Consider the following 15,574-nt stretch of genomic DNA (forward strand, 5'->3'; position numbering starts at 1 on the left):
TGATGTGAATTATTTAATATCATTAAAATAAATATAGAACCTTTGATCTAATTATAGATTGAAGGTTCTTTTTTTATTGAATTTACAGGTGCTGCAGTTAATATTGCTTGAATGTTACCATTTTTGGTGAGAGGACATACTAATAAAAAACTTGTTGCTCCCTTTTAAAGCAATTTCCCCAAATTTTTTTATAGCGTGAAAAATAACGGGCTGCTCGATTGTATTACTAGTGAAAGGGGGACATCAAGTGAACGATTCATATGAGCTCAATGAATCCGTCCGCAAAGCCGTGGTCAACTATTCCGACAGCCTGGTCAAGATAGCTTTTGCTTATCTCAAAAATATTGCTGACGCGGAGGAAGTAGCGCAAGAAGTATTTCTAGCCTATCTCCAAAAATCCCCCGTCTTTGATAGTGACGAACATGAGAAAGCCTGGTTAATCCGTACAACGATCAATAAATGTAAAAACTTGCTCAAGACGGGGTGGTTTAAGAGTCGAAACCCCATACCGGACAACCTGTCTAACCTACCGAAGGATGAATACATGGTCATGCAGGCTGTATTATCATTGGATAAAAAATATCGGGTCCCGATCCATTTGCATTATTACGAAGGTTATTCCTTGGAAGAAATAGCGGATATACTTCATGCCAAACCTGCGACGGTAGGTACTTGGCTCGCTCGAGGGCGTAAACAGCTTAAAGAAGTGATAGGCGGTGATTTGTGAGAATGAAAAAATCAAGTTATAAATCGGCCATGTCCAAAGTGAAAATAAGTGAAGACTTTCAAGAACGTACACTTGAACGCTTAAGCCAGGAGAAGCACAAACAAATTGACAACAATAATAACAGCATACGAAATGGAGAGATTCCTATGAAAACAATTAATTCTAAAGTAAAGAAAAACAAAGTGATGATCTGGGCAACCAGCATTGCGGCTTGTGCGGTATTGACTCTAAGCGTTTATGCAGTAAACCAAGACGCAGGCAGTAATTCTCCTGGTGCGGTCACGAACAATCCAAGCGGCACCGTTGAGAATAAAGGTCCTGGACCAGCGACCTCAGCAAAACACAGGGTAAACATTGATGGTGTGATTGATGAGGTAAGTACCGACGGCCAAAGCTTTCGAATTGGCGAATTGTGGGTGACAGTTACGGAACAAACGACTTACGGCATAACAGGCCCAACTGCTCCTGATATTTCAGAGCAGCTGGTAAGCAAGGAATTTAAAGTGGGCAACACGGTATCTGGCTTCACCTCGGGAGACGTCACGAGCGGAAAGGTAACAGCCGACGTCATTTTCAATAATTTTTGATCTATCTGCTGTTAACATACTAACCGCATCCTCCTATGGATGCGGTTTTTTGCTAGCTGCATTATATAAAATAGACGATCAAATATCAAAAAAAAGACCGCTCAGCGTAAATGCTTTTTGGGATCGCTCCATTTCCAGTGTCAACCACCAAAAACTAAGTTTTTTACAGTAGGAACTAAATTCTTACAGGTAAACGATTAAGAAACGTTTTGTTAAGATAATTATTGTAATCGCTTTCAAATTAATATATGGAAGGGCGTGAGGCTTGAGCAGCCTATTGCAGGCTGTACAGCATCATGTGGGACTAATTGCAATTTAAAAAAAGAGGAGGAATACAGATGAAATAATTGTAACTTCCGATGACGTGACATGGGACGCTTACCTAGACTATTTAGAAATTCAGTAAAAACCCCAAATCTAGTAGAGAGAGTTAAGCGGTACGGAGTGACGCGAACAACCATACTCGTATTTTAATACGAGGAGGTACTACCATGTTCAAAGCAAAACTAATAAAAGGGGCAGCGGCCCTAGCACTCTTCAGTTCGTTGTTCTCCATCCCGATAATGCCTATTGCCAGTGCAGCCGATGCCAACTGCCCGAATGGATATGTAGGTCTGACATACGACGATGGCCCAAATGCCAGTAACACTACATCTCTGCTCAATGCTCTGAAGCAGGCTGGTTTGCGTGCAACGATGTTCAACCTTGGGCAAAACGCCCAAAATAACCCTTCACTCGTGCGGGACCAAGTGAATGCGGGCATGTGGGTCGGGAACCACTCTTATACACATCCTCACATGACCACATTGAGCAGCTCGCAGATGTCATCAGAAATTACGCGGACACAACAAGCGATCCAGTCAGCTACCGGAGCTGCACCAAAATTGTTCCGCCCGCCGTACGGCGAAACTAACGCAACTTTGAAGTCAATCGAGAGTCAAAATGGTCTAACCGAGGTGCTGTGGAACGTTGACTCACAGGACTGGAATGGCGCCACCACCGCACAGATCGTAGCTGCTGCGGGCAGACTGCAGAACGGCGATGTCATCCTGATGCATGATCAATACCAGACTACGCTCCAAGCAATCCCCCAGATTGCTCAGAACCTTAAGAGCCGTGGACTTTGCCCTGGTATGATTTCAACAAGCACCGGCCGAGCGGTTGCGCCTGACGGTGGCGGTACAACTACTCCTCCAAGCACAAGTACAAAAAAGGAAGCCGAAAGCATGACCAAAGCTGGTCAGTACACCGGGAATATCAGCTCGCCGTTCGCTGGTGTTGCTTTATACGCCAACAATGATTTGGTCAAATACACACAGAGTTTCACGAGCGGAACTCATAGCTTCTCACTCCGTGGTGCTTCAAATAATTCCAATATGGCAAGAGTTGACTTGAAAATAGGCGGGGTGACGAAGGGGACCTTCTACTTCGGAGGCAGTAGTCCCGCGGTCTATACCATAAGCAATGTCAGCCATGGAACCGGTAATCAAGAAATTGAGCTCGTTTGCACCTCCGATAACGGGACATGGGATGTTTACATTGATTATTTGGAAATTCAGTAAATAACTCGAACCAGTAAAGGAAGCGATTTAGTTATTGATTTAAATTCAAATCGTATTTTCCACTAAATCCCGGCGGGAGCTTCTCCGTCGGGATTTTTATGATTAGCACTGTTGAAAAACTGAAGAAAACTTATCGTCATTTTTCAAGCTAAAAGATTGATCATTTACAATATTGGTTTAGTTCTTGACCTAAAGTAATGTCACCCATATAATTATCCATTAATAACCAATAGATTGTTATCAAGGAGAGTGAAGTTAATGGAACCTACCCTTACAGCCGATCTTGAAAGAATACTGCGAAAACTAGATCAAGCTGATTTAATTAATCTTTTAGTTGATCGGATATCCTCCAGTGACTTGAATTCACTTCTCTTAAAAGTATTCAGCGAGAAAACAAAAACATCTTCTCCAAATGATCTTTTTAAAAGATACAAGAATAACCGTTTTGTGCACCCAGCTGACGTCGATGTGCTATTGCTTAAGAGGTTGGAGTTGGATGTTTTAGATATTGCTTCAAAACATTCTTTTTCGCCAATTCAATTATCTCCCGTAGCACCATTGGGCTGTTCGTCTGTGCTAGGAACGGTTGATCAAAACAAAGCAATTTCCGCTTTAAGAGGAACGGAGGTTGTATCAGATGCAACTAATCTCTTAGCCCTGCATATCAGTAAATTACTTAAATCAAATGATTCAAATGATAAGAGAGATAATTTTATTCGCTTCTCTACAACCCATAGGCATGTCCGAGCGCAATTCTTTGGAGATGCTCCAGGGATGCTGCCTCATTTCCATTTATTTTGTATGGTGACGTCTGGATTAGATGAAGGTTCCTATAGCTTCGAAAAACAATCATTATGGGAGCATATAAAAGTGTATCAAAATATATTTAAAACGCTGTTTGGATCTGACATCGAGATCATTTTAAGTGAACGCAGTGGTTACAAAGATTCAGCTGGTTTAATCTCAAGGCTAATAAAACATGGAAATGATCTGTCAATGAATGTGTCGGTAAGCAGGGGTGAGCCGAATATGGAAAACCAGTATTACAAAGGATTACAATTCACATTAAAGACAATAATAGGCGAAACGGAGTATTTTATTGGCGATGGCGGTTTTGTAGATTGGACACAAAATATGTTAGGCAGCAGGAAAGAGCGGCTTTTAATTAGTGCAATTGGTCTGGATAGGCTCATTTTGTGAAGTTTCGGCCTTTCTCAAAGGACTCGAAATTATCGAATTCCTACTAAGCAGGTGATTATCATTTTTGAGAAGATGTATGCTGCAAACGTAATGGATTCATTGACTTATCTTTTCATCTTTATTAGGACTGATCCAACGAACCCTTTACTTTTTCAACTTTTACTTAAGTATCGATGCTGGTTACATGAAGAAACCAAATTTAATTTTCGCTCAATTAAGAGGTTACTTAATGAATTGAATTTAATTGAAGATCCTCGATACAAAGCAACTATTATCTCAAAACTCAAAAGAATAAGGTTGTACAATAGGGTTCATAACATAGAAAGGGTATATCAGAGCATGGGCCCGATCAAATACATAATAGAAAGTTTAATACATGTGATTGATCATCAGGATACAAAAAAAATAAGCATTATGGCTAGTTCAGTCCATAATTATCCATCATTCATTTTAGGTAAATACAAATGCAACTCTGTAGATTTCTGGGATGAACAGATTTGCTTTTACAATAGAATTTATCAAAGTGACTTCATGAGTGATTGGAAATATTTGTTTTTTGAATATTATCCAAAACATGAGCAATCACTGCTGCGCTAACCATCTAATAGGAATACATATTAATATTATATAAATGGAGTGATAGAGTGTTTCCGATTCTAGAGACAGAAAGATTGCAATTGAGAGAAATCGTTAAAGAAGATGCTCACAGCATCTTTCATTGCTTTTCCAATCATGATGTGACACGATATTATGGACAAGATACGTTAATAAATATCGAACAAGCAGAACCGTTCATTGCGTTTTTCGCGAAAAGCTACCAAGAAAATCGAGGCATTCGATGGGGAATAGATATAAAAAGTAAAAAAGAAATGATTGGGACCATCGGTTTTAATGTTTTGTCTTTAAAACATAAGAGAGCTGAGATAGGCTATGAGCTTCATCCTGATTATTGGGGAAACGGATATGCAACAGAAGCCATTTCAAAAGTTATAGCATATGGTTTTAGCGAACTTGGGTTAACACGAATTGGCGCGATTGTTTTTATTGATAATAAAAAATCCAATCAATTATTAACAAAACTAGGTTTTGAAAAAGAAGGAATTTTGAAAAACTATATGTATCAAAATGGTATTGCTTATGATACAAACATTTACTCTTTGATAAAGTGAAGTTAATGAAAGGATGGAATCAATGAAAACAATCCAAAAGATGTATGATCATCTAAACTGGGCAAATCAACGTATTCTAGAAACTTTGCAAAATGTAGAAGTCGAGGATCAACTCGTGCGGTTATTTTCTCATATTTTATATGCCGAACAAGTTTGGATTGCTAGAATACAAGGAATGGACAGTTCACAAATGCCTATCTGGTCAGATGGTGATCTAGAATCCTGTGCAACACTTATTAAACAGAATGAAGAAAGCTTCAAAAATATTCTCACTAAAATCACAAACGCTGACTTAGATAACTTAGTATCATATTCAAACAGTAAAGGTAAAGAGTTTATAACTTCCACACGAGATATTTTAACTCATGTAGCACTACATGGTCAGTATCATCGAGGACAAATTAATTTACAAATTCGAGCAAATGCTTTTGAACCTGTCAATATTGATTATATTTCTTTTGTGAGATAGAAATATCAATAGTTACTATTTGAATTACGGGTAATCGATAGTTATACTTTAGTTCTGGAGCAGTTTGCCATGGCAGCTGCTCTTTATTATTTATTAAAATTAAGGACCGTATGGCTCCAATACTTGGTCATAGTGATATATGATAAAAATAGTCTGTACCCCTCGTATTTGTAAGAGAAAGGTGTGTAAATCCTGTTTAAACTTAATCATGTCTCTCGTCCTATGCGCACTACTTTATTCATTGTTATCGTTCTCGTTTTTTCGATTAGCACCGTATCTGTTTTGTTGTATGGCGATCACTTTCTCATTGGGTCATATGATAAACAAAATAATGACGACGTCAAATATATAAATAGCGCTAAAATTTTATTGAATAAGCACACGATTACTTATAACAGCGGCGATGAGCCGTCTGCTTTCATCATGCCAGGTATGCCAATTGTAATGGCTGGTCTCATGCTCATCTTCGGACAAGGAGATGGAGGGGTTGCGGCATTCCGAGTCCTAATGGCAGCCCTGCAGGCGTTCTCGATCTATTTGATTTTTATAGCGGCTAATCAGCTGTTTAATAGTAGAGCTGCTATAATAGCCAGCATCGCAACCGCGCTTTATTTGCCCGATTATTTTTCTTCAGGCGCCATTTTGTCGGAGACAATGTTCCGCACGCTGTTCATATTGCTTATTTGCTTTAGCCTTCTTGCCTTAAGGAGACAGGAAACGAGGTATTACGTTATTTCGGCCGCTATTGTTGGGCTAGCGTGTTATTTCAAACCGCATGCGGTACTTTTTCCCGTTGTCTGGTTCATTTTATGGCTTGTGCAAAAGATATCTTGGAAAATTATAGTGAAGTATACATCAGTTATTTCGCTAACGTTGATCCTTTTGCTATCACCATGGTGGATACGGAATTACGTCACATTTGATAAATTCATTCCATTCACGCAGTCAGCAGGCAATCCGATGTTATTAGGCGCACTTATTAATAACAAGGCACCCTCAAAGGCCTTCTTCGACACCCATCTAGAATACGAGGGCATCAGTGAAAATTTATTTGCAGGCTCTGACGCTGCTCAAGCCGAAACAGCACAAAAGATTGTAAGCTTCGGCTTTAAAAATCAACCATTAAAATACTTGAAATGGTATACGATTGATAAAATATTTGGATTATATACGGCTCCTTATTATTGGAAAACGGTATTTGGTTTAAATATTTGGATCGCGGGCATCTATCATGTCGTATTTATGCTATTTGGAGCAGCAGGTTTACTGCTTACACTTAAACGAGCCTTCCGGCAAAAGAAAATTGCCTATTTATTTTTATTGCTTTCATTGGCTTACTTTACTGTAATCTATATTCCCTTTGTCGCATTCAATAGGTATGGTTACCCGAATGTGTTTCTTTTCTTTATGAGCGCAGGTTTTTTTATCGACTGGGCGATTGCAAAGTATCAAAGTACGACTGTGAAAAATAATGTTACTGCCAACCTTTAAAGGCTTCAACTTACACGGGAATCGAAATAGATCGGAGGATTTATGAAAAAAAGATATGCTTTCTTGCTATTTATTGCAATCAGTATTTTATTATTAATAGGTTATAATCGATACTTTTATAGTTTTCAAGCTCTTAATAATAATGCTGTCATATTTAGTGGTCCGACCAAATCTCCGAATGGTGAATATAATGCAAGTGCATATTATATCCCTTATGGTGGCGCAGCAGGTGGCGTTTTGTATCTTGTCGAGGTTGAAGAGAGCCAAACAGGCGAGAAAAAAACGATTTATTCAAGCAATCATAAAGACATTTTTTCTATGAATTGGAAATCCGCAGAAGTTCTTAAAATTAAGAATGAAAGTCCGGAATATAATGACCATAGGAATATAGAGTTGAATGTGAAGTCCGATATTTATGAAGAATCTGGAGCTGCTTGTCGAAGTCTATTGTTAAAAGACAAGTTTGAAAATTGTTATAAGGCCGATGACATTCAGGTGCCATTTATTCTTAAAATGATTGGTTTCTGATATTAACGTAAAAAGAGAAGGACAGCTATCCTTCGGGAAAGTACGTCTCTACTATTTTACATTTACAAATGTTAAGATACATTGGCTTGATTAATTATGGTCTTAGTATTTAGCATACTTCATGTTGCAAACGGTACACCAAAGCTTAATGCTCAAATTATTCCGAGAAAAGGTACAGCCCCTCTAAAAATATGAGGAGCTGTACCTTTTTTTTCTAAAGCTGCTTCTAAGCATGAGAGACCTAGGGGCATTACAGGTATAATTGATGTAATGTTCACCAGAACGGCTCTGCGTGCAGGATACTTCCAAAATATATAGAATGTTTTTATAACATATCGATATTTTTGACAAATCTTTCATCAGAAGTAGTGGGGGTATATGTTTATGGAAAATAATCGAAATTGGGCAGGTAACTATAGGTATAGCGCATCAGAACTCCTTGTTCCGGAAACATTGGAGCAAATACAAGAAATAGTAGCACGAAGCAATCGAATTAAGACACTTGGCACTCGTCATTCGTTCAATGGAATCGCTGATTGTAACGAGAACCTCATCTCTCTTCAAAAGTTTAACCGAATCCTTGCATTAGACACTAAACACAATAAGGTTACAGTCGAGGGAGGTATTAGATACGGAGATCTGTGTCAATATCTGTATGAATTCGGTTATGCTTTGCACAACTTGGCGTCGTTGCCCCATATTACTATTGCAGGCGCATGCCAAACGGCCACACATGGTTCCGGTGACCAGAACGCTAATCTTGCTTCGGCGATTCATTCCATGGAAGTTGTCAAAGCGGATGGGAATAAGGTCATATTCTCCCGTGAACAACAAGATGGACTCTTTGCCGGGGCGGTAGTGGGGCTTGGAGGGCTCGGTGTGATTACGAAAATCACTCTAGATATAATCCCTACATTCCAGATGAGTCAATTTGTATTTGATCATTTGCCTTTAGTTCAACTTAAAGACCATTTTGACGAAATATTCTCTAGCGCTTATAGTGTTAGTCTTTTTACGGATTGGAAAACTTCTACATTCAATCAAGTCTGGCAAAAGCATAAGTTACCAGGTTTTGAACACGCTGAAGTGGAATCTGAATTTTTTGGATCCAAGCTCTCAAGTGTACCACGACATCCAGTGCCAGGTTATTCTGCAGAGAATTGCAGTGAGCAGCTTGGTATTCCCGGGCCATGGCATGAAAGGCTACCGCACTTCCGCATGGATTTCACGCCAAGTGCTGGTGAGGAACTACAGAGTGAATATTTTGTGCCGCGCAAAGATGTCTATCAAGCACTATGTGCGATTGACCGGATACGTGATTTCATATCGCCACATCTTTATGTGTCAGAGGTCCGTACGATTGCGGAAGACAATTTGTGGATGAGTCCTTGTTATAAGCAGGAATCCGTTGCTTTTCACTTTACATGGAAGGCGGATTGGGAGGCAGTCAGACAAATTCTACCGATGATCGAGGAACAGATTGCGCCTTACCATGCTCGTCCACATTGGGCAAAGCTGTTTGCCACGCCGCCAGCCCATCTTCAATCACTATATGAGAAGTTGCCTGACTTCCGGCAATTACTACTTCAAAACGATCCTCAAGGAAAGTTTTGCAACGACTTCTTGAAAAACTACATTATGGAGAAACATTAATTCCTTTACAGTTATATAACCATATGGTAATGTATATAATATAATATGGTAATTATAATTCTGGAGGGGATTGAATGGACGGTAAGCTTCTACAATATGAAGGAAGAAGTGTAGTTCGGTTCGAGCGTTTTCTGAATCATTCGATAGAAAAAGTATGGAGGGCGATAACAAGTCCCAATCAGATTGCCAATTGGTTAACTGCGAATGCTGAATTTGATCTGAATGTTAACGGAAAGATTACATTTCGTTGGGAGAATGGGGATCTGGTTCATGGAAAGTTCACTATGGTCAATCCCCCAAATGAGCTCGAGTACACTTGGATAGAGAAGTCTTCAGGAGAATCAGTGGTTCGATGGGAGCTGCATGACGATGATAAAGGATGCCATCTTCATCTGACTCATACGTTTTACGAGTCCGCTGAAGTTGCTGATTTTCTGGCAGGCTGGCATGTGCATCTAGACATGATTGATATGATTCTTCATGAAAAGCATGTCGACTTCCCTTCGGATCGATTTAAAGACTTGCACAAGAAATATGCTTCGATAATGAATTGAGTTGTATGGAAGACAATGCTGATGCTCTTGGAGCGATTAGAACATCAAATTAAAATCCATTGTCTATTGCGCATTCGAGTAGAGAGGATCAAATGATGAGTAATAATATATTTGAAGTTTTGTCGGAACCGCACAGACGGTCTATGCTGGATCTATTGCGCATTCGCGAGCGATCAGTTGGAGAACTTGTAGATAAGTGCCAATTAAGTCAACCGGGCGTTTCTAAGCATCTAAGAGTATTGCGAGAAGCTGGATTGGTAGAGGTACGATCTGTATCCCAAAAAAACATCTATTCCTTACGCCCAGAGCCGCTTCAAGAAGTCGATAGGTGGCTGGAGTCATATCGTCATTTCTGGTCCAGCAAGCTTGACGATCTCCAGTCATTCCTTGACCAAGAGGAAGAATAGATACTCGATTAAAACTTACATTAACCATGATTAAGTCAGGAGATTATCCTGGCTTTTTCTGTGTTACACCATAGAAGAAGACAAAGTTTCGAAAATCGATTCTTATTGAACTAATGGATAGCTAAGAACAATGATAATTTTGGATGAGCAGACGCTTCGACGGGCTGCTTATTTTTTTATCTTTAAAGAATAGAGAGAGAAAAATGACAGGGTACTATTAATGATAGAACTATTAATTACGTTGGGAATGGGGATATAATTCAGGAAACAATAACACTTTTTTAGCAATTTTCGCTTCTTGACCTTAAGAATTAGAATAATTCATGAGGCTAACAAATAACGCAAAGTAAATTTTTCATATTGAAAATTTCGATTGGGATGAAGGAGGGAGTACCGTTGGAGAGAGTTCATGATGCTGCATTAAATAGTTTCTGGGTTGCAGTGGTTGTTTCGTTGATCCTTATGTGTATTTATCCGTTGAGCTTCTTAATTGAGGTCCATATAATGTTCTTTGTGTACGTGCTGTCATTTTTGATATTGTCACTGTGGATATTAATTCTTTTGTGCTTATGCCCTGCTTTTTATTTAATTGATCTGTTACTCAGAATTAAGAAAAGGAGATTAATTTCGTCCATGCTTGCTCACGCATTTACCGGGTTGATGATTTCCACAATGATTTATTCCCTCTGTGTCGGCAGATTAGAATGGAATTACTTCTACTGCGTACCCGGAATTCTAAGCGGCTTTCTGTTCCCAGTAATGGAGCGTTGGAATTAGAGTCTCATTTCTTGATTTTGCAGAAAGGATTGAACTACATGAAGCCTATGATCATATTATGTATATTTCTTCTGTTCATAATGGGATGTCGAAGCAAAGATTACAAGCCAATAATTAAGGAGGTTTCGTCCGAATCCATTACAGTTCGAGTCAAAGTGGAAAGAGAAGAAGCTTCGAAAATTAAAATTCACACCGAATTGGTAAATACAGGTGATAGTTCAATCGGGATCATCCATGGTGACCCTTTGACTGGAGCAGTCGTCGGAGAACGATCTAATCGCCCAGATATTATTTATAGTTTTGTTGGTATCTCAAAGCCATTAGCTAACAATGAAGTATACAGTTTCGATAAGGACAAAATGATTAATATTACACCTGAAGATCAAATTCTTTACACTCAAACCATATTTTCCATTAATGGTGAAAGTAAGACCATAGAATTAAATATTAATTTAGATGAAGTTGATTGAAAGGCATCTTTAAATTCCTAATTCAAAACTTTAATATTGGAGGCGTGTATTTATGAACTATTTTTTAATAACCGGCACATCAAGAGGAATTGGACAAGAACTCAAGACCAAGCTACCTTCCCGTCTGCACAGCTATTCGGAATGGCCAAAGATGCCGGCATGCTGACGACACCAGAAGAAACCGCACAACAAATAATAGCGTTTTTGTTTACAGAGCATTTTGAACATGGTGCTATCGTTGATATTTATGACTATTCGAAGCTTCAACAACCTGTTGACACTCCAAACAAAAATAATTAACAAAGGCGGCTGAAATAATGATTAGTATAATTAACGGTTCTGAAACTTTAATCATAGTCATTCATGAAATCTATGGCATTAACCGTCATATGCAACATATTTGTCAATCACTAGCGGATCACGATTTTGATGTTATTTGTCCAAATCTTTTGGAACAAGAAGTACCTTACGATTATGCCGAAGAGGAAACTGCATATCGTCATTTCGTAGAAAATGTAGGCTTTATTAAGGCTTCGAACCAAATTAAGCATCTCGTATCCGACAAGAGGGCTAATTATAAAAAAGTTTTTCTTGCTGGATTTAGCGTAGGAGCAACAACTGCATGGTTATGTTCAGAGGAACCGGAGGTTGATGGGATAGCAGCATACTATGGTTCACGCATTAGAAACTACACGAAATTATTGCCTAAATGTCCAACGATACTATTTTTCCCACAAGAAGAATTGTCATTTCATGTAGATGATTTAATTTCGATTTTAAGTAAAAACGATGCGAATGAAATCCATAAATTCAGCGGACAACACGGCTTCAGTGACCCGTATTCTAGCAAATACAATGAACAATCCGCACAAATGGCCTTTTCTGAGATGGCAGGCTTTTTCCATAACATAGAATGATTTTGATAGGAAGCAATACACTTGGTTGTTTGTATGTGATTTTATAGCTGCCTGATATCGAAGTTTAACTTTAAGAGGGCTATCATCGGTAATTTTACAATAACTTTTTTATTATTGGGACGATAGAGTGGAAGAGAACAATTCATATCCTATTAGGACCCGAAGGTGATATGAAGTGACGGAGCTCGGCACGAACTCTGATTTTAATGCGATGATGTTAGAGGGAATCAAAAAAGAACCTCGATAATTTAATCAGGTTCTAAACATTTGCATATAAACAAGCACGATGATATAATCATTTCACGTCTTTCAAAAGAAATATGAACATAAATGTTACATCTTACAATTTTATTTTATCACGCTGGCAAGCTCTTGTCAAATCTTTTTCTCAGTTTATTGGATAGGGGAGATATTGAATGAGTACTTTAGTTCTCGGTTTTCAGGAAATGGAAAAAACGCAATTTTCACTCGTTGGAGGAAAAGGGTTGAATTTAGGGGAATTATCAAAAATCGAAGAAATTCAAGTACCAGAGGGATTTTGCGTTACAACTGAAGTTTATCAAAGAGCCTTCGAGCATAACGAAACGTACCATGCATTGTTGGATCAACTGACAACGTTAAAAATAGTAGATCGAGACCAGATTGGTGAAATCAGCAGAAAGATTCGACAAATCATTATGGAGGTAGAAATCCCTTCTGAAGTTGTGAATGCAATTACTCACTATCTCTCACAATTTGGTGATGAACATGCTTATGCCGTACGTTCTAGTGCGACTGCTGAAGATTTACCACATGCTTCTTTTGCTGGACAGCATGACACCTATTTAAATATCATCGGCAAAGAAGCAATCATTCAGTATATCGGTAAATGTTGGGCATCTCTATTTACGGATCGCGCGGTAATCTACCGTATGCAAAATGGATTTGACCACAGTCAAATTTATTTATCCGTTATCGTTCAAAGGATGGTTTTCCCACAGGCTTCGGGCATTTTATTTACTGCTGATCCGATCAGCTCTAACCGAAAGCTGCTCTCCATCGATGCCAGCTTTGGACTTGGAGAAGCGTTGGTTTCTGGCCTAGTTTCTGCCGATTGTTATATCGTACAGGGAGGGGAAATCGTCAACAAAAGGATAGCAACCAAAAAAGTCGCTATCTATGGATTAAAAGAAGGAGGAACAGAGACAAAGCAAATTGATCCTAATCTACAGGATACACAAACACTTACTGAACAACAAATTTTACGATTGGCACTCATTGGAAGACAGATCGAAGCTTATTTTGGTTGTCCACAAGATATTGAATGGTGTTTGGCCCATGATACATTTTATATTGTACAGAGTCGTCCAATCACAACGTTATACCCGATCCCTGAAGTGAATGATAAAGAAAATCATGTCTATGTATCAGTTGGTCATCAACAAATGATGACCGACCCCATGAAACCACTAGGACTGTCTTTCTACCTGTTAACGACCCCAGCAACCATGAGAACAGCTGGTGGAAGATTGTTTGTTGATATCACACATAGCCTGGCTTCCCCTGTCAGTAGCAATATTGTAATAGATGCCTTGGGAAAATCCGATCCCCTCATAAAAGACGCGCTTATGACTATCGTAGAGCGAGAAGATTTTATAAAATCAACTCCTGATGTTAAACAAGTACCCAGTCCCATTAAAAGCAGTAAAGCTAAGACGTTTTCTGATATTCAAGCACAAATCAAAAATAACCCGACAATCGTTACTGATTTAATTAAAAGTAGTCAAACATCGATAGAAGAGTTAAAACAAAACATCCAAACGAAATCAGGATCAGATTTATTTGATTATATTTTAGAAGATATCCAGCAATTAAAGAAAACGCTATTTAACCCACAAAGTTCGGCTGTTATTATGACTGGGATGGATGCTTCATCATGGATTAATGAAAAAATGAACAAGTGGTTAGGTGAAAAAAATGCAGCAGATACGCTTTCGCAATCTGTACCAAACAATATTACTTCGACAATGGGTCTGGCGCTAATGGATGTCGCTGATGTGATTCGTCCTTATCCAGAAGTAATTGATTATTTGCAACATGTAAAAGAAGATAACTTTTTGGATGATCTGGTTAAGCTTAACGGTGGGAAGGAGACTCAAGACGCTATCTCTGCTTATCTCGACAAATATGGGATGCGATGTGCCGGTGAAATCGATATGACTAAAACTCGTTGGAGTGAAAAACCAATTACACTTGTCTCGATGATTCTAGCCAACATCAAAAACTTTGAGCCTAATGCTGGCAATCGAAAATTCGAGCAAGGGCGACAGGAAGCTTTGGAAAAAGAACAAGAGTTATTAGACCGATTAAAACAATTACCGGATGGTAATCAAAAAGCCGCAGAGACCAAACAAATGATCAGCTTAATCCAAAATTTCAGCGGGTATCGTGAATATCCAAAATACGGTATGATTAGTCGATATTTCGTATATAAGCAAGCTTTATTGAATGAAGCCGAACAGCTCGTACAAGCAGGCATTATTCATGAAAAAGATGATGTATACTATCTTACTTTTGAAGAATTTCGCGATGTCGTAGCCACAAATTCACTGGATTACCAGATCATCAACAATCGAAAAGACGAATATAAACGATATGAAAAACTGACTCCCCCACGTGTTATTACTTCTGATGGCGAAATCATTGCAGGGAAGTATGAACGGGAAAATCTCCCAACCGACGCTATTGCAGGTCTGCCTGTTTCTTCTGGAGTAATCGAGGGACGAGCACGTGTTATCTTAAGTATGGAGGATGCTGACTTAGAAGATGGAGATATTTTAGTCACCTCCTTTACTGATCCTGGCTGGACACCTTTGTTTGTATCCATTAAAGGTCTAGTTACCGAAGTTGGTGGGCTGATGACCCATGGGGCAGTTATCGCGCGTGAGTATGGCTTACCAGCAGTAGTTGGGGTGGAGAATGCTACCACATTAATAAAAGATGGACAACGAATACGAGTGCATGGAACTGAAGGGTTTATCGAGATCTTGTAATGGCTAGCAAGATAATATTTAATTTAAGACA

15 protein-coding genes are annotated in these 15,574 nt (G+C 38.9%); all 15 read left to right on the forward strand.

Annotation, left to right across the window (positions count from 1 at the left end):
• The first annotated feature begins 247 nt into the window (after nucleotides 1-247).
• The 15 genes from BK120_RS03375 to ppsA all read left to right on the forward strand — a co-directional run bounded on the left by BK120_RS03375 (nucleotide 248) and on the right by ppsA (nucleotide 15,543).
• Entirely contained in the window at nucleotides 248-727 is a 480-nt protein-coding gene (locus tag BK120_RS03375; RefSeq protein ID WP_076266020.1) for an RNA polymerase sigma factor, read from the forward strand.
• A gap of 2 nt (nucleotides 728-729) precedes the next feature.
• Entirely contained in the window at nucleotides 730-1,314 is a 585-nt protein-coding gene (locus BK120_RS03380; protein ID WP_076266021.1) for a hypothetical protein, read from the forward strand.
• 491 nt (nucleotides 1,315-1,805) lie between these two features.
• Nucleotides 1,806-2,876 (forward strand): polysaccharide deacetylase family protein, encoded by a 1,071-nt coding sequence (locus BK120_RS03385; protein WP_076266022.1) that lies wholly within the window; start codon nucleotides 1,806-1,808, stop codon nucleotides 2,874-2,876.
• Nucleotides 2,877-3,134: 258 nt separating this feature from the next.
• Nucleotides 3,135-4,076, forward strand: coding sequence for a hypothetical protein (locus tag BK120_RS03390; protein WP_076266023.1), 942 nt, complete (start codon nucleotides 3,135-3,137; stop codon nucleotides 4,074-4,076).
• 644 nt (nucleotides 4,077-4,720) lie between these two features.
• Nucleotides 4,721-5,245 (forward strand): GNAT family N-acetyltransferase, encoded by a 525-nt coding sequence (locus BK120_RS03400; protein ID WP_076266025.1) that lies wholly within the window; start codon nucleotides 4,721-4,723, stop codon nucleotides 5,243-5,245.
• 22 nt (nucleotides 5,246-5,267) lie between these two features.
• Nucleotides 5,268-5,714 (forward strand): DinB family protein, encoded by a 447-nt coding sequence (locus BK120_RS03405; RefSeq protein WP_076266026.1) that lies wholly within the window; start codon nucleotides 5,268-5,270, stop codon nucleotides 5,712-5,714.
• 222 nt (nucleotides 5,715-5,936) lie between these two features.
• A complete protein-coding gene (locus BK120_RS03410) occupies nucleotides 5,937-7,205 on the forward strand; it encodes a glycosyltransferase family 39 protein (RefSeq protein WP_083681547.1) in 1,269 nt (422 codons plus the stop codon).
• A gap of 42 nt (nucleotides 7,206-7,247) precedes the next feature.
• The gene (locus tag BK120_RS03415) at nucleotides 7,248-7,733 is read left to right on the forward strand and encodes a DUF5412 family protein (protein WP_076266028.1); all 486 of its coding nucleotides are present in this window, start codon (nucleotides 7,248-7,250) and stop codon (nucleotides 7,731-7,733) included.
• Between the two features lie 384 nt (nucleotides 7,734-8,117).
• Nucleotides 8,118-9,386, forward strand: coding sequence for an FAD-binding protein (locus BK120_RS03420; protein ID WP_076266029.1), 1,269 nt, complete (start codon nucleotides 8,118-8,120; stop codon nucleotides 9,384-9,386).
• A 74-nt stretch (nucleotides 9,387-9,460) separates the two neighbouring features.
• Nucleotides 9,461-9,940, forward strand: coding sequence for an SRPBCC family protein (locus BK120_RS03425; RefSeq protein WP_076266030.1), 480 nt, complete (start codon nucleotides 9,461-9,463; stop codon nucleotides 9,938-9,940).
• A gap of 92 nt (nucleotides 9,941-10,032) precedes the next feature.
• The gene (locus BK120_RS03430) at nucleotides 10,033-10,347 is read left to right on the forward strand and encodes an ArsR/SmtB family transcription factor (protein ID WP_076266031.1); all 315 of its coding nucleotides are present in this window, start codon (nucleotides 10,033-10,035) and stop codon (nucleotides 10,345-10,347) included.
• A gap of 815 nt (nucleotides 10,348-11,162) precedes the next feature.
• On the forward strand, nucleotides 11,163-11,594 hold the full coding sequence (locus BK120_RS03440; RefSeq protein ID WP_076266033.1) for a hypothetical protein: 432 nt from the start codon (nucleotides 11,163-11,165) through the stop codon (nucleotides 11,592-11,594).
• A gap of 159 nt (nucleotides 11,595-11,753) precedes the next feature.
• Nucleotides 11,754-11,894 (forward strand): hypothetical protein, encoded by a 141-nt coding sequence (locus tag BK120_RS35140; RefSeq protein WP_179089731.1) that lies wholly within the window; start codon nucleotides 11,754-11,756, stop codon nucleotides 11,892-11,894.
• 17 nt (nucleotides 11,895-11,911) lie between these two features.
• Complete coding sequence (locus BK120_RS03445) at nucleotides 11,912-12,511, forward strand: dienelactone hydrolase family protein (RefSeq protein WP_076266034.1); 600 nt, start codon at nucleotides 11,912-11,914, stop codon at nucleotides 12,509-12,511.
• Nucleotides 12,512-12,927: 416 nt separating this feature from the next.
• Entirely contained in the window at nucleotides 12,928-15,543 is a 2,616-nt protein-coding gene (gene ppsA, locus BK120_RS03450) for a phosphoenolpyruvate synthase (RefSeq protein ID WP_076266035.1), read from the forward strand.
• Nucleotides 15,544-15,574 lie beyond the last annotated feature (31 nt).

Source organism: Paenibacillus sp. FSL A5-0031, from assembly GCF_001956295.1.
In the GTDB taxonomy this organism is placed as follows: domain Bacteria; phylum Bacillota; class Bacilli; order Paenibacillales; family Paenibacillaceae; genus Pristimantibacillus.

Bases quoted from the DNA above. Each gene is read 5' to 3' on its own strand.
- BK120_RS03380 (WP_076266021.1), top strand. From the start codon at position 730: ATGAAAAAATCAAGTTATAAATCGGCCATGTCCAAAGTGAAAATAAGT.
- BK120_RS03385 (WP_076266022.1), top strand. From the start codon at position 1,806: ATGTTCAAAGCAAAACTAATAAAAGGGGCAGCGGCCCTAGCACTCTTC.
- BK120_RS03390 (WP_076266023.1), top strand. From the start codon at position 3,135: ATGGAACCTACCCTTACAGCCGATCTTGAAAGAATACTGCGAAAACTA.
- BK120_RS03405 (WP_076266026.1), top strand. From the start codon at position 5,268: ATGAAAACAATCCAAAAGATGTATGATCATCTAAACTGGGCAAATCAA.
- BK120_RS03410 (WP_083681547.1), top strand. From the start codon at position 5,937: ATGCGCACTACTTTATTCATTGTTATCGTTCTCGTTTTTTCGATTAGC.
- BK120_RS03415 (WP_076266028.1), top strand. From the start codon at position 7,248: ATGAAAAAAAGATATGCTTTCTTGCTATTTATTGCAATCAGTATTTTA.
- BK120_RS03420 (WP_076266029.1), top strand. From the start codon at position 8,118: ATGGAAAATAATCGAAATTGGGCAGGTAACTATAGGTATAGCGCATCA.
- BK120_RS03425 (WP_076266030.1), top strand. From the start codon at position 9,461: ATGGACGGTAAGCTTCTACAATATGAAGGAAGAAGTGTAGTTCGGTTC.
- BK120_RS03430 (WP_076266031.1), top strand. From the start codon at position 10,033: ATGATGAGTAATAATATATTTGAAGTTTTGTCGGAACCGCACAGACGG.
- BK120_RS03440 (WP_076266033.1), top strand. From the start codon at position 11,163: ATGAAGCCTATGATCATATTATGTATATTTCTTCTGTTCATAATGGGA.
- BK120_RS35140 (WP_179089731.1), top strand. From the start codon at position 11,754: ATGCTGACGACACCAGAAGAAACCGCACAACAAATAATAGCGTTTTTG.
- BK120_RS03445 (WP_076266034.1), top strand. From the start codon at position 11,912: ATGATTAGTATAATTAACGGTTCTGAAACTTTAATCATAGTCATTCAT.
- ppsA (WP_076266035.1), top strand. From the start codon at position 12,928: ATGAGTACTTTAGTTCTCGGTTTTCAGGAAATGGAAAAAACGCAATTT.